16 protein-coding genes are annotated in these 14,190 nt (G+C 53.1%); 10 read left to right on the top strand and 6 right to left on the bottom strand.

Annotated features, from left to right (window positions below; translation table 11 throughout):
• Window positions 1-174: 174 nt before the first annotated feature.
• The gene (dinQ, locus tag FOC35_RS22920; protein ID WP_371810729.1) at window positions 175-264 is read right to left on the bottom strand and encodes a damage-inducible type I toxin DinQ; all 90 of its coding nucleotides are present in this window, start codon (window positions 262-264) and stop codon (window positions 175-177) included.
• Window positions 265-739: 475 nt separating this feature from the next.
• Window positions 740-1,294: a TetR/AcrR family transcriptional regulator gene (locus FOC35_RS01840; RefSeq protein WP_016535553.1), complete on the bottom strand. Its 555-nt coding sequence runs from the start codon at window positions 1,292-1,294 to the stop codon at window positions 740-742.
• Window positions 1,295-1,405: 111 nt separating this feature from the next.
• Between FOC35_RS01840 and FOC35_RS01845 the strand changes: the two genes are divergently transcribed.
• From FOC35_RS01845 to FOC35_RS01855, 3 genes are read left to right on the top strand one after another with little or no spacing between them, the layout of a single operon-like run.
• On the top strand, window positions 1,406-2,611 hold the full coding sequence (locus tag FOC35_RS01845; protein ID WP_172567971.1) for an MFS transporter: 1,206 nt from the start codon (window positions 1,406-1,408) through the stop codon (window positions 2,609-2,611).
• Between the two features lie 11 nt (window positions 2,612-2,622).
• Window positions 2,623-3,435, top strand: coding sequence for a Cof-type HAD-IIB family hydrolase (locus FOC35_RS01850; RefSeq protein ID WP_172567972.1), 813 nt, complete (start codon window positions 2,623-2,625; stop codon window positions 3,433-3,435).
• Window positions 3,436-3,467: 32 nt separating this feature from the next.
• Window positions 3,468-3,908 carry an acetyltransferase gene (locus FOC35_RS01855; protein ID WP_016535550.1) on the top strand — a complete coding sequence of 147 codons (441 nt, stop codon included), beginning with the start codon at window positions 3,468-3,470 and terminating at the stop codon, window positions 3,906-3,908.
• Between the two features lie 37 nt (window positions 3,909-3,945).
• Here FOC35_RS01855 and FOC35_RS01860 read toward each other — a convergent pair whose 3' ends face one another.
• The 3 genes from FOC35_RS01860 to mntR all read right to left on the bottom strand — a co-directional run bounded on the left by FOC35_RS01860 (window position 3,946) and on the right by mntR (window position 6,691).
• The gene (locus tag FOC35_RS01860) at window positions 3,946-4,986 is read right to left on the bottom strand and encodes an aldo/keto reductase (protein WP_172567973.1); all 1,041 of its coding nucleotides are present in this window, start codon (window positions 4,984-4,986) and stop codon (window positions 3,946-3,948) included.
• 122 nt (window positions 4,987-5,108) lie between these two features.
• Window positions 5,109-6,221 (bottom strand): anion transporter, encoded by a 1,113-nt coding sequence (locus FOC35_RS01865; RefSeq protein WP_172567974.1) that lies wholly within the window; start codon window positions 6,219-6,221, stop codon window positions 5,109-5,111.
• 2 nt (window positions 6,222-6,223) lie between these two features.
• Window positions 6,224-6,691 carry a manganese-binding transcriptional regulator MntR gene (gene mntR, locus FOC35_RS01870; RefSeq protein WP_016535547.1) on the bottom strand — a complete coding sequence of 156 codons (468 nt, stop codon included), beginning with the start codon at window positions 6,689-6,691 and terminating at the stop codon, window positions 6,224-6,226.
• A 190-nt stretch (window positions 6,692-6,881) separates the two neighbouring features.
• Between mntR and mntS the strand changes: the two genes are divergently transcribed.
• Both mntS and FOC35_RS01880 read left to right on the top strand, forming a co-directional pair.
• Window positions 6,882-7,007 carry a manganase accumulation protein MntS gene (mntS, locus tag FOC35_RS01875; protein WP_016535546.1) on the top strand — a complete coding sequence of 42 codons (126 nt, stop codon included), beginning with the start codon at window positions 6,882-6,884 and terminating at the stop codon, window positions 7,005-7,007.
• 323 nt (window positions 7,008-7,330) lie between these two features.
• A complete protein-coding gene (locus FOC35_RS01880; protein WP_172567975.1) occupies window positions 7,331-8,914 on the top strand; it encodes a phosphoethanolamine transferase in 1,584 nt (527 codons plus the stop codon).
• A gap of 74 nt (window positions 8,915-8,988) precedes the next feature.
• Here FOC35_RS01880 and ompX read toward each other — a convergent pair whose 3' ends face one another.
• On the bottom strand, window positions 8,989-9,498 hold the full coding sequence (ompX, locus tag FOC35_RS01885) for an outer membrane protein OmpX (protein ID WP_016535544.1): 510 nt from the start codon (window positions 9,496-9,498) through the stop codon (window positions 8,989-8,991).
• Between the two features lie 372 nt (window positions 9,499-9,870).
• On the opposite strand from ompX, the gene rhtA reads away from it, so the two are divergent.
• The 5 genes from rhtA to glnQ all read left to right on the top strand — a co-directional run bounded on the left by rhtA (window position 9,871) and on the right by glnQ (window position 14,173).
• The gene (gene rhtA, locus FOC35_RS01890) at window positions 9,871-10,758 is read left to right on the top strand and encodes a threonine/homoserine exporter RhtA (RefSeq protein WP_172567976.1); all 888 of its coding nucleotides are present in this window, start codon (window positions 9,871-9,873) and stop codon (window positions 10,756-10,758) included.
• A 309-nt stretch (window positions 10,759-11,067) separates the two neighbouring features.
• Window positions 11,068-11,571, top strand: coding sequence for a DNA starvation/stationary phase protection protein Dps (gene dps / locus FOC35_RS01895; RefSeq protein WP_016535541.1), 504 nt, complete (start codon window positions 11,068-11,070; stop codon window positions 11,569-11,571).
• 362 nt (window positions 11,572-11,933) lie between these two features.
• Window positions 11,934-12,680, top strand: coding sequence for a glutamine ABC transporter substrate-binding protein GlnH (glnH, locus tag FOC35_RS01900; RefSeq protein ID WP_016535540.1), 747 nt, complete (start codon window positions 11,934-11,936; stop codon window positions 12,678-12,680).
• Between the two features lie 114 nt (window positions 12,681-12,794).
• Window positions 12,795-13,454, top strand: coding sequence for a glutamine ABC transporter permease GlnP (gene glnP, locus FOC35_RS01905; protein ID WP_016535539.1), 660 nt, complete (start codon window positions 12,795-12,797; stop codon window positions 13,452-13,454).
• Window positions 13,451-14,173 (top strand): glutamine ABC transporter ATP-binding protein GlnQ, encoded by a 723-nt coding sequence (gene glnQ, locus FOC35_RS01910; protein ID WP_008461025.1) that lies wholly within the window; start codon window positions 13,451-13,453, stop codon window positions 14,171-14,173. Before glnP ends, glnQ begins: the two co-directional genes overlap by 4 nt.
• Window positions 14,174-14,190: the final 17 nt, after the last annotated feature.

Genomic DNA, 14,190 nt, shown 5'->3' on the forward strand with positions numbered 1-14,190 from the left:
CCGCCGTTTTCGGTTCAAGGTTGATGGGTTTTTATTTTTTAACGTCTCTGAAAATAATACCTTCCCTCAGCGTTAAAACCTTTTTCCTGCTCGAACACCAAAAACTAAGCTTTTAACCAATATTAAAGGCCACTAAGTGGTTAGCTTAGCGGCCTTATTTACGTTTCCGACTAGTTAACGTTTTTCAACGAAAGCCCGGGTCAGTTCCAGAAATGCTATCAGCACCCTTAGAACGATGATTACAGTATCAATGACTGCGTTCATCCGTTATCACTCCATATCTGGAGCACGATAGTACCGATACGAAATCTCTACATTGCCTGTCGTACGGTTTCTCGCCATGTTAGCTGATGAGAGTCGCACTCTGACCAAGATACCCGCTCCGGCACCATCCGGGTTTCGGCCAGGACTTAACAAACACTCGCACTCCGCAAGTCGGTTTGTCAGCACAGCTCCCTGAATGCTGACGGCCAGTTAAGCGCTCTTAGCTAACGAAACGGATGATAAGGGATTTTGGATTAACCGGTTAAACCATGTGGATTTGCTCGAGATACTGCACAAAAAAAGCCCAACGGGTGAGGTTGGGCTTTTTAGTCCGGCTGGTGAGGCCGGAGAGAAGGTCGGATTATCTTGATCGGCACAATGCGACTCCATCAACTAACGCTGGGAGCCTAGCCCTTATTTGAACACAAAACAACCATCAGTACATATCTGGGGGCTGTCGCGGCGGCGCAGGGCGTCAACCCTCTTCCCCAACTATCCTTGCCACCATCACCCGCATATCGTCGCGGCTGAGCGGCGCGCGGTCGGTGACGTAGTGAAGAGTCATCCCTTCCAGGAATGCATCTAACGCTCTGGCGGTCAGCGGGTCGAAGAACGGCTCCAGCGCCTGCTGGCTGCGGATCATCCACTCCTGCATGATGTCTTTTAGCTGCGGATTGCAGCTGGCATAGGCGTAGAGCTGGTACATCACCTGCATATTGTAAGGCGTGGCTACACAGCCGCCGCAGATCATATCGACGATGGCTTCGCAGGCGTCGGCGCGGGTTCTGGCCTGTTGCATACGCTCCCGGTAGCTGTCCGACATCTGGTGGGCAAACAGGGTAAAAGCTTCGCAAAGCAGCGACTCGATCCCGGAAAAGTAATAGGTCATCGAGCCTAAAGATACGCCCGCCTGCTCGGCAATTTTGCGGTGAGTAATATCGCTGATGCCGTGTTTGACTACCATATCCAGCGTCGCCCGCAGAATGCGCGAGCGGCGTTCAGGATCGTTACGGCGCGGGGCTTTGCTCATTATTACCTGCCTGAAATTCGGAGTATTAAAAGAGTCTATTAGGTATGTGTACAAATGTACACATACTTGCTAATCTGCCGCTCATGTTCCCTTCTTTATGGGTTGTTGTTCATGTCAGTCACGCAGAGAAAAGCCCTCAGGCTCCGCACCTGGGCGCTGTTTACCTTCTTTTTCCTCCCGGGCCTGGTGATGGCATCCTGGGCAACGCGCACGCCCGCAATCCGCGATACGCTCAGCGTTTCAACGGCCGGGATGGGCATTGTGCTGTTTGGCCTGTCGGTAGGCTCGATGGGCGGAATTCTCTGCTCCGGCTGGCTGGTTAAGCGCTTTGGCACCCGCACCATTATTCGCAGCGGCATGGCGCTGATGGTCATCGGTATGCTGGTGATGAGCCTCGCGCTCTACTTCGCTTCGCCTGCCCTGTTTGCCTTTGGTCTGGCTCTGCTCGGCAGCGGCCTGGGGTCAGCCGAAGTGGCAATGAATGTCGAGGGCGCGATTATCGAAGGCCTGATGAAGAAAACCGTGCTGCCGATGATGCACGGCTTCTTTAGCCTCGGTACGCTGGTTGGGGCTGGGATTGGCCTGAGCCTCACCGCCTGGAACGTTATCTCCTGGGGCCATTTGCTGATGATTGCTCTGCTGGTGATAGTGCCCATTCTGGTAGCGCTTACCGCCGTGCCGCACGGCGTAGGGAAAGATAACCCGGAAAAAAGCGAGGCGCACGAACCGCATCGCCCGTTTTATAAAGACGTTCAGTTGCTGCTGATTGGCTTCGTGGTGCTGGCAATGGCCTTTGCCGAAGGCTCGGCCAATGACTGGTTGCCGCTGCTGATGGTCGACGGTCACGGTTTTAGCCCTACCTCCGGGTCGCTTATCTACGTTGGCTTTACCCTCGGCATGACCGTCGGGCGCTTTACCGGCGGCTGGTTTATTGACCGTTACAGCCGCGTTATCGTGGTGCGAGCGTGCGCGATTATGGGCGTGCTCGGCATCGGTATGATTATATTTGTAGACAGCGCTTTCCTGGCCGGCGTGTCCGTTATTCTATGGGGGCTGGGAACATCGCTGGGCTTCCCGCTGACCATTTCCGCCGCCGGAGACACCGGCCCGGACCCGGCCAGCCGCGTGAGCGTTGTCGCCGCATCCGGCTACGTTGCATTTTTAGTGGGGCCGCCGCTGTTGGGCTTCCTCGGCGAACATTATGGGCTACGCCACGCCATGCTGGTTGTGCTGACGCTGATGGCGATTGCGGCCCTGGTTGCCCGCGCCGTTGCTAAACCGCAGCAGCCCGCTCAACAAGTTTTTGAAACGGAATAACGGAGAGTTCAATGAGCATCAAGTTGATTGCAGTGGACATGGACGGCACTTTTCTCGACGACGGTAAAAACTACAACCGTGAACGCTTTGCCGCTCAGTACCAGCAGATGAAGGAACAAGGGATCCGCTTTGTGGTCGCCAGCGGCAACCAGTATTTCCAGCTGATCTCGTTCTTCCCGGATATCGCGCATGAAATCTCTTTCGTTGCGGATAACGGCGGCTGGGTAGTCAGCGAAGGCGAGGACTTGTTTAACGGCGAGCTGACAAAACAGGAGTTCAATACCGTTATCGATCACCTGCTGACACTGCCTCACGTCGAGATAATTGCCTGCGGCAAGCGCAACGGCTACACCCTGAACGGCTACGACGATGACTTCAAGCAGATGGCGGCAAAGTATTACCACCGCCTTGAGCACGTCGACAGTTTATCGAACCTCGACGATGTGTTCTTTAAATTCGCCCTCAACCTGCCGGACAATTTGCTGGACGAAACGATGGATGCTCTGAGCGCCGAGTTTGACGGCATCGTGGTGCCGGTCACCAGCGGCCACGGATCTATAGATCTGATAATTCCGGGCATCCACAAGGCCAACGGACTGCGTATCCTGCAGGACAAATGGGGCATTAAAGACAGCGAAGTCGTCACCTTCGGGGACGGCGGCAACGACATCGAGATGCTGACTCAGGCCGGTTTTGGCTTTGCGATGGCTAACGCGCCGGACAAAATCAAACGCATCGCACGCTTCCAGGCGGGCAACTGCAACCAGCAGGGCGTGCTGGACGTGATTGATAAGGTTCTGAAAAAAGAAGCACCGTTTAACTGATGAGCGCTATCCCGCAGGATAGATAAAAGACGATGATAAATATAAGAAAAGCTACGCCAGAAGATTTTGATGCCCTGGCTGAAATCTGGGAAGCCGCCGTGCGGGCTACCCATGATTTTTTAACCGATGACGACATCAGCAACCTGAGGCCGCAGGTGCGCGAGCTGTATATGCCGCAAATTCCAATGCAGCTGGCAGAGAACGACGCCGGGCAGCCGCTGGGCTTTATTGGCTGCCATGAAAACCGCATTGAAATGCTGTTTGTTGCCCCGCAAAGCCGTGGGACGGGCGTAGGCAAACTGCTGCTGCAATACGCCATTGAGCATTTGCAGGTTGATGAGGTGGACGTTAACGAGCAAAACCCGCAGGGCGTTGGTTTTTACCGGCATATGGGGTTTGTACAGACGGGGCGTTCAGACCTGGATGGCGAAGGGAATCCTTTCCCTTTGCTTCATTTAAAGCTGGCACGATAATCTTCTCCTCTCCTCAACGGAGAGGAGGATCCTTTCTTTACTGATTCTTAAGCTGCTCCCGGCGATATTCACCCTGGCGTTCCAGCATCCAGCCCGGATATTCGCGCGGCAGCTCGCTGATCTCATTCAACCGCTGTAGATCTTCCTCGCTAAAGCGAATCCCGGTGGCGGCAATATTGTCATCAAGCTGCTCAACACGCTTCGCGCCGATAATAACGGTGGTAACAGCCTGCTGGTGCAGCAGCCACGCCAGCGCAATCTGGGCCACGGAAACCCCTTTAGACTCTGCTATCTCTCGCATCACGTCTACGCAGTCAAACGCTCTGTCTTTATTGACCGGAGGGAAGTCGAACGCCAGGCGGCGGCTGCCGCTTTCGGCTTTACCGTCGCGGTCATATTTACCGCTCAGCAGGCCACCCGCCAGCGGGCTCCAGACCATCAGCCCGACGCCTTCGCTCTGCATCATCGGCACCAGTTCACGCTCCAGGTCGCGCCCGGCTATCGTGTAGTAGGCCTGTAAAGAAGCAAAACGCGCCAGCCCCAGGCGTTCTGAGATGCCCAGCGCCTTCATTATCTGCCATGCCGCCCAGTTAGAGACGCCGATATAGCGAACGAGCCCCTGCTGCACCAGCGAGTCCAGAGCACGAAGGGTTTCTTCAATTGGCGTTGCCGGGTCAAAACCGTGCAGTTGATAAAGATCGATATAATCGAGCTGCAACCGCCGCAGGCTCTCTTTTACGCTGTTGAGAATATGAAAACGCGATGAGCCTCGGGAGTTAGGCCCGGCAGTGCCGGTTTCGCCGAAGACCTTTGTCGCCACGACGACGTTTTCACGCGGTACCTTCAGGTTTTTCAGCGTCTGTCCGGTGATTATCTCCGAGCGACCGCCGGAATAGACGTTGGCGGTGTCGATAAAGTTAATCCCGGCATCCAGCGCGCGGCCAACGAGCTTGTCGGCCTCGCCCTGCTCCAGCTGGCCGATTTTTCCCCAGATGCCGTCTTCTCCGCCGAAGGTCATGGTGCCCAGGCAAAGTTCTGAAACAAACAGGCCGGTGTTACCTAATGTTTTATAACGCATAGCGGTACCTCGTGTTCAGGGTTTCAGGAAGGAAAAGCGCGGACTGACAGTTATACGCGCAGCGCCACTTTGTGGAATGGGGGATTTCTGCTCATTCCTTGCCTGTTTCTGCCTGAATCAGTTCATACCAATATCCGTAATAAACCGTATCCCACCAGCGCCGCCCACAGCAGCATCGGCAGGGAGTAGAGATGGAAGCGCCACCAGATCCGGCGGTCGTTCGCCATGCGCAGCGCGATAAGGTTCGCCAGCGAGCCGGGCAGCAGGCCAAAGCCGCCGATATTCACGGCAAAAGCCAGCAACAGCGAGGCAGGAACATAGTTGAGCAACAAGATGGTTGCCGGGACGTTGCTGATAAACTGCGACAGCACGATGCCAAGCGTATATAAACCGGGTGAAGAAAGCTGAGCTACGTCGTGAAGCGAATGCTGCAACGCCGGAAGCTGAGTAACGAGGTGAACGTCGATAAACATCACCACAAAAACCGCGAGCAGGCTCCAGTCAATGCTCAGCAGCACGCGACGCGCCAGCACCAGGAAACCAACGGCGACCAGCCCCAGCCCCCATAGCTCCAACTGCATCTCCAGCGCGACGATAAAAACGATATAAAAGCCGAGGCAGGAGTAAACCAGCTTTGGCTGCCAGCCACCGTCGCCTGCATCATTATGGTAATGCAGCGGTTTGGCTTTAAAACAGAACCACGCCAGCACCAGCAGGCTTAACATCATCGCCAGCGCCAGGGGCGCCATCTGCCAGCTGAATGCGGCGAACGAAAGCCCGGAGCGCCCCCACAGCAAAATATTTTGTGGGTTGCCGATTGGCGTCAGCAGCGAACCGGCGTTCACCGCGAGTGCCTCAAAAATAATCAGCCGACTTGCCGGAATCGAACAGAGTTTTTTCAGCGTGATAGTCAGCGGCACGATGATAAACAGCGCCACATCATTGGTCAGAAAGGTAGAAAGCAGTGCCGCAGCGCTGACCATAAACAGCGCCAGCTGCCGCTCGTTGGCAAAGCGCGCCACCATCCGGCGCCCAAGCACATCAAAGTAGCCGCTTAGCTCGACGCCTTTGGTCAGCATCATCAGGCCGGTTAGGGTAATAATGGTGTGCCAGTCGATGGCGGCAGGCCAAAGAGCAGGACGGAACGGCACCGCCAGGCTAAGGGCGATGCCGATCAACAGTAATAAATGCAGGAAACGATCGCGCAGGAAAGGCCGCGCAAGGCGAATGAGCATTATCAGCCGAGACCCCGCTCTGCGCTGAACTTACGAAATGCCTCCAGCGTCTCTTCGCTAACGTGGTGCTCTACCCCTTCAGCGTCAATACGTGCGGTTTCCGGGCTGATGCCCAGAGCGAGAAAGAAATTCTCGACGATTTGGTGGCGCTCGCGGCTCTGCTGAGCCAGCTTTTCACCTTCCGGCGTTAAAAATACCCCACGCCACGGAATTTGCTCGATCAGGCCAACCGAGGCCAGGCGTTTAAGCATCTTGGCTACCGTCGGCTGGGAAACCCCAAGACGTGCGGCCATGTCCACCTGGCGAACCTCGCCCACCTCGTGAATCAAATCAGAAATCAGCTCAACATAATCATCAATTAATTCCCTGCGGTGCGCCTCACGCACCTGCCTGAAGCCTTCGACATGCTCTTCAATATTCGGTAATGGCGTCACTTTTTCGCTGTTCTTTTGCCCTACCCGACGGCTCATAGTGCTTCCTCTTCCAGTGGCGCGGCGTCGTCATCTGACGACGGAAGGCTTTATTGTAAACCAGCATTGGCTATCCACAAAAATTTAACGAAATAGCCATGGCTATAAAATATAGCCTGTGCTATACCTGTATGTAATGCAGTCAGGTTTGTTTATGGATAAACGACCGTTTGGCTAACAGGAGGACGCTATGAACGAATTCAAGAGGTGCATCAACGTGTTTACTCACTCCCCTTTCCAGGTACGCTTAATGCTGTTGAACATGATTTGTGATTGGGTTTCCGGCAAACCCCAGCAGGGCGAAGAAAAGCAGTAATTTCAGGCAGTCGCCCTGCCTGTTTCTGCCCTTATTTTTTTTCGCTAATGGTCATCTTTTTGTAACAATCATTATCCAAAATCCCTCTTAGCGGCCCGTCAGGCCCGGCTTTAACCCCCTCATTTGTCGGATTTGCAATCCGTCTCGCAAAACAGCTGCCCGTTATCAGTTGATATTCTTATCTTACGGCTCTATCTTCTTGCAGCCCTGCACATGAAGCGGCTCGCAGATGCGGTGCTATTCCCCTTCGTTTCCGTCTGTCAGGCAGGCTCTACCCTTATCGCCAGGGTCACCGCATGGCGTTTTGCAAGACCATAATAAAGATGAATGTAACAGTTAAAGATACCCTGACTGCTCGCGGAATCGCTCTGAATCCGTGGACTGGCTTTTATTTTCTACAATCCCTGTTGATTAATTTTGCACTCGGCTACGAATTCAGCCTGCTTTATGCCGTGGCTTTTAGCTGCGTCCTGCTATTACTTTGGCGGGCGGCTCCTCGCGTACAAAAAGCCCTGCTGGCAGTTTGCAGCCTGGTTGCGGCAATGTATTTCCCGTTTGGCCAGGCCTACGGTGCGCCAAATTTCAATACCCTGCTGGCATTGCACTCAACCAATTTCGAAGAGTCCACGGAGATAATGACCATCTTCCCGTGGTACAGCTATGTGGTGTCGCTGTTTATTCTGGCGCTGGGCGTGCTGGCCGTGCGCCGCAAGCGTGAAGAAAAACGCGCGTGGCGTCATTTCGATAGCGTATGTCTGGCTATCAGCCTCGTGAGCTTTTTTGTCGCCCCGGTAACAAACCTCGCCTACGGCGGCGTCTTTAAATTTAAAGATACCGGCTACCCGGTGGTGCGTTTTGTTAAAGACGTGGTGGTAAATAATAAGGAAGTGCTCGACGAGCAATCCCGGATGAAGGAGCTTTCGCAGCAGAAGGATTCCTGGAATGTCCTGGCGGTACAGCCCAAATATCACACTTATGTAGTAGTGATTGGTGAAAGCGCCCGCCGTGACGCCCTGGGCGCATTTGGCGGCCACTGGGATAACACGCCTTTCGCCAGCCAGGTTAAAGGTAATATTTTTATGGATTACGTCTCCGCCAGCGGCTCCACGCAAAAATCGCTGGGGCTGACGCTGAATCGCGTGGTGGATGACAAGCCTCAATATCAGGATAACTTTGTGACGCTGGCTAACCGCGCAGGTTTCCAGACCTGGTGGTTCTCAAACCAGGGGCAGATAGGCGAGTACGACACGGCCATCGCCAGCATTGCGAAGCGTGCCGACGAAGTGCAATTCCTGAAAAGCGGTGACTTTGAAGCGGACAAAAACACCCGTGATGAAGCGCTGTTAAAGATGACCGCACAGGTATTCGCCACCCAGCGTAACACCCCGCAGCTGATAGTCCTGCACCTGATGGGCTCGCATCCTCAGGCCTGCGACCGTACTCAGGGCAAATACAAAGACTTTGTGCAGTCAAAAGAAACCTCCTGCTACATCTACAGCATGACGCAGACCGACGACCTGCTAAAGCAGCTCTACCTGCAATTGCAAAACACCGGCAACACCTTCTCTATGGTTTATTTCTCTGACCACGGCCTGGCGTTTAAAGAGCGCGGCACCGACGTGCAATATCTGGCCCATGACGACAAGTTCCAGCAAAACTTCCAGGTGCCCTTTATGGTGGTGTCCAGCGATGATACCAGCCACAGGCTTATTAAAGCGCGCCGCAGCGCCAATGATTTCCTGAACTTTTTCTCAGCGTGGACCGGGATTAAGGCAAAAGAATTGACGCCGAAGTACAAGTTTATTTCCGAGCAAAAAGCCGGGCCGACGTACATCACCAACTTCAGGCTGAAGAAAGTGGACTATACTCACCTGCAGACGGATGTTTTTGAGACCAGAACGCGGTAAGCGGGTCAGCGAATGACAGATAAAAAAAATCCGCCACAAGGGCGGATTTTTTATTTCTATCCCTGAGGGGGATATTAGAAACGGTAGCCTACGCCAGCGATCCAGGTGCCAACGTCAACGCTACGAATACGGCTCTGCTCGTAGGAGAAGTCCAGAGCAACGTTTTCGATAGGGTTGAACTGCAGGCCTGCGCCATAAGAGAAGCCGTAGTCGCTAACGGAATCGTGAGCAGCTGGGTATTCGGTCGCCTGGAATTTACCGTAGCCAACACCTACAACACCGTAGATGCTTGCCCAGTCGTTGATGCGGTAAGCAGGACCAGCGGTGATACCGTAGTACTGGCCTTTAGTGTAGATACCGTCAGAAGAGGTATCGCTTTTCTGGGTGTAGGTGAAGGAGCCGATGTAGCCCAGCGGGGTATCATTTTCGTAACGGTATTTCAGGTTGAAACCGCCAGCTTTGTTCGCAACGCCCTGCATATCGCTCTGCGCATAACCACCGGTTACGGTGCTAGTTGCAGATGCAGTACCTACGGAAACGGCCAGAACACAGGCCAGTGCTGAAAGACATGCAATTTTTTTCATAATATCCACCTCAAATGTGCTTCAAGTAAGTCCTAAGTTTTAAATATAACAAAACCATGACAGAAACTCTTCGCCAATTGTGTTGTCTAACGAACCTTTTCATGTAACATAACATTTCCACTACATGTTAACTCGCTAAAATATCAGGGGAATTATGCACTTCAGCGGCAAATATTAACCCCTTTAACAACATCGTCATTCAGATAATTCTGAATTTATTTCTGACGTAAATTGACAAAAACTGCGAAGATCCTACTCCAGGCGATGAGAAATTTTCTTAATGAATTATCAACCAGCCATAAGTTAATCCATTAGACTGGGCGAACTTTTACTTTATTGACTAAATGCAGACAAAAACTGACAGGATGCAGGATGCCGCAAACTCCCCGTAACATGCCGCGCTGGTTACCCATCGTGGTGCTGCTTATTGCCATGACTTCAATTCAAAGCGGCGCTTCGCTGGCTAAGTCGCTGTTCCCGGCTATCGGGCCTCAGGGGGTTACCGCCCTGCGCCTGCTGCTCGGTACGCTCATTCTGGTGGTCATATTTAAGCCGTGGCGCCTGCGTTTTAAGCCTGAGCAGCGCTTACCCCTGCTCTTTTACGGCCTGGCCCTGGGCAGCATGAATTATCTGTTTTATGTTTCCCTGCGCACCGTGCCGCTGGGTATCGCCGTGGCGCTGGAATTTACCGGGCCGCTGGCCGTTGCCCTCTTTGGTTCGAGGCGAGCGGTAGACTTTATCTGGGTCGTGCTGGCGGTGGCGGGCCTGTGGTTCCTGCTGCCTCTCGGCCAGGATATATCGCAGGTTGACCTCACCGGGGCCGCCTTTGCGCTGGGCGCGGGGGCCTGCTGGGCGGTTTACATTATTACCGGGCAAAAAGCCGGGGCGGAGCACGGCCCGGCAACGGTAGCTTTTGGTTCGCTGATTGCGGCGGTTATCTTCGTGCCGCTCGGCGTCTGGGAAGCGAGCGGCTCGCTACTGCAATGGTCGCTGCTGCCGATAGTGCTGGCGATTGCCGTGCTGTCCACCGCGCTGCCCTACTCTCTGGAGATGATTGCCCTGACGCGGCTTCCCACACGTACCTTTGGGACGTTAATGAGCCTTGAGCCGGGCCTTGCGGCACTGTCCGGGATGCTGTTCCTCGGCGAGCACCTCACGCTTATCCAGTGGCTGGCCCTGCTTTGTATCATCGCCGCGTCCGCCGGTTCCACGCTGACCATGAAGCGTGAAACTCAGATTAAAGAAGTTGATATCAATTAACCCACGCCCCTTCATTTAATGCGGTGATAATTCATCGCATTAAATGCTAAGACAGCCGTCAGCACTATATTTATTGCAATATGTAATACTCAATAAGAATTATTTTCTTTCCGCTGTCATATTTATTCATGTTTTCTGACATAAGTTTTAATGCACAGATAACCATCTGTTTCACAATGTATTTATCTTTTCCACCTTCTCTTTGCTATTGGTTTGATAGGTATTCTCTCAATCCGCAAAATTTAAAACCGGTGCTATACTTATTCCCGGTAATTCATTGGGACACCAACATCAAGAGGATGAAAGATTATGAGTACCGCTAAACTGGTAAAAACTAAATCTACAAACCTGCTATATACCCGCAATGATGTGAAAGACAGCGAGAAAAAAGCCACCATTGAGCTGCTGAATCGCCAGGTCGTCCAGTTCATCGACTTGTCGCTGATTACCAAACAGGCTCACTGGAACATGCGCGGTGCTAACTTTATTGCGGTCCATGAAATGCTGGACGGCTTCCGTACTGCATTGACCGAGCATCTCGACACTATGGCAGAACGCGCGGTACAGCTGGGCGGCGTAGCGCTGGGGACCACTCAGGTTATTAACAGCAAAACGCCTCTGAAAAGCTATCCGCTGGACATTCACACCGTCCAGGAGCACCTGAAAGAGCTGGCCGACCGCTATGCCATCGTCGCCAACGACGTCCGTAAAGCCGTGGGCGAAGCTAAAGACGAAGATACCGCAGATATTCTGACCGCCGCTTCACGCGATCTGGACAAATTCCTGTGGTTTATCGAGTCTAACATCGAGTAAAACATATAAATTTCCTATGAATCCTTCCCCGCCCGGGGAAGGATGTTGCACCAAAACAGCGCAGACCGTTGCTCAATTCATAGCCTTAAGTTAATCAAATGTAATAATCACCTCACACAATCGTTAATGAGTGATTGTTTTGTCCACTGATTTCGCGGTAAAACTAACCCCCACCCTGTTCGCCGAATTTTCGCACCAAAATGGAGCACCATAACGGTGCGTTATGACCGGCTTGCAACGCTCAATATGCAATGTTAAAAAATCACATCCTTGCAAAACAGTAAGTTGCAAATCTGGCACGATTCTTTCATGAGTCGCCGCTTACGCAGGGGATCGCCCCGTGGATTAACAAAGGAAATGCTATGAAGTCGATTTTGAAAGTTTCACTGGCTGCACTCACCCTCGCTTTTGCAGTATCTTCCCATGCCGCTGACAAAAAACTGGTCGTTGCGACCGATACCGCATTCGTTCCTTTTGAATTCAAGCAAGGCGACAAATATGTCGGCTTCGATGTGGATCTGTGGCAGGCCATAGCTAAAGAGCTGAAGCTGGACTACACCCTGAAGCCAATGGACTTCAGCGGCATCATCCCTGCGCTGCAAACCAAAAACGTTGACGTCGCGCTGGCCGGTATCACCATCACCCCTGAGCGTGAGAAAGCAATCGATTTCTCCGACGGCTACTACAAAAGCGGCCTGCTGGTCATGGTTAAAGCTAACAACAACGACATTAAAAGCGTGAAAGACCTGGACGGTAAAATCGTCGCGGTGAAAGGCGGTACAGGTTCCGTTGATTACGCGAAAGCGAACATCAAAACTAAAGATCTGCGTCAGTTCCCGAACATCGATAACGCCTACATGGAACTGGGCACTAACCGCGCCGACGCGGTACTGCACGACACACCAAACATTCTTTACTTCATCAAAACCGCCGGTAACGGTCAGTTCAAAGCGGTAGGCGAGTCTCTGGAAGCGCAGCAATACGGTATCGCTCTGCCGAAAGGCAGCGACGAACTGCGTACCAAAATCAACGGCGCGCTGAAAACCCTGAAAGAGAACGGCCAGTACAACGAAATCTACAAAAAATGGTTCGGCACCGAGCCAAAATAATAATTCTAAAGCTTTAACGTAATACCTGAGGGGCGCCTTTCGCCCCTCTTATTATTAAATTCCCCTGTCCCTCAGGCCAGGGGGAGAAACCACGGTAGACAACAGGAACACATCATGCAGTTTGACTGGAGCGCCATTTGGCCTGCAATTCCCATCTTGTTTGAAGGCGCTAAGATGACCCTATGGATTTCAATCCTGGGGCTTTGCGGCGGTTTAGTAATTGGTTTAGTGGCGGGCTTTGCCCGTACCTACGGCGGTTGGATTGCTAACCACGTAGCGCTGGTTTTCATCGAAGTGATTCGCGGCACGCCAATCGTTGTGCAGGTCATGTTTATTTACTTCGCCCTGCCGATGGCCTTTAACGATCTGCGCATCGATCCGTTCAGCGCGGCGGTCGTCACCATCATGATCAACTCCGGAGCCTATATCGCGGAAATTACCCGCGGCGCGGTGCTCTCTATTCATAAAGGTTTCCAGGAAGCTGGCCTGGCGCTCGGCCTGTCTAAGCGTGAAACCATTCGCCACGTTATTATGCCGCTGGCGCTGCGCCGTATGCTGCCGCCGCTGGGTAACCAGTGGATCATCAGCATTAAGGACACCTCGCTGTTCATCGTTATCGGTGTAGCAGAGCTGACTCGTCAGGGTCAGGAAATTATCGCCGGTAACTTCCGCGCGCTGGAGATTTGGAGCGCCGTTGCGGTCTTCTATCTGATTATTACTCTGGTGCTGAGCTTCGTGCTGCGTCGCCTTGAAAGAAGGATGAAAATCCTGTGATTGAATTTAAAAACGTATCCAAGCACTTCGGCCAAACCCAGGTGCTGCACAATATCGACCTGAACATCAAACAGGGTGAAGTGGTGGTTATTATCGGGCCAAGCGGCTCCGGCAAATCCACCCTGCTGCGCTGCATCAACAAGCTGGAAGAGATTACCAGCGGTGACCTGATTGTTGACGGCCTGAAAGTTAACGATCCAAAAGTTGATGACCGGCTGATCCGCCAGGAAGCCGGTATGGTGTTCCAGCAGTTCTACCTGTTCCCGCACCTGACGGCGCTGGAAAACGTCGCTTTTGGCCCGATTCGCGTGCGTGGCATGAAGAAAGACGCAGCCGAAAAGCTGGCAAAAGAACTGTTAGCTAAAGTGGGCCTGGCCGAGCGTGCTCATCACTATCCGTCCGAGCTTTCCGGCGGCCAGCAGCAGCGCGTGGCAATCGCCCGTGCGCTCGCAGTTAAGCCGAAGATGATGCTGTTTGATGAGCCAACCTCTGCTCTCGACCCGGAACTGCGCCACGAAGTATTGAAGGTTATGCAGGATCTGGCAGAAGAAGGCATGACCATGGTTATCGTGACCCACGAAGTCGGCTTTGCCGCCAAAGTGGCCTCCCGCCTGATCTTTATCGATAAAGGTCGCGTGGCGGAAGACGGTAACCCTCAGGAGCTTATCGACAACCCGCCAAGCCCGCGCCTGCGCGAGTTCTTGCAGCACGTCGCATAATCACCTTTCAGGGCGGC

Source organism: Cedecea sp. FDAARGOS_727, from assembly GCF_012273235.1.
GTDB lineage: Bacteria > Pseudomonadota > Gammaproteobacteria > Enterobacterales > Enterobacteriaceae > Cedecea > Cedecea davisae.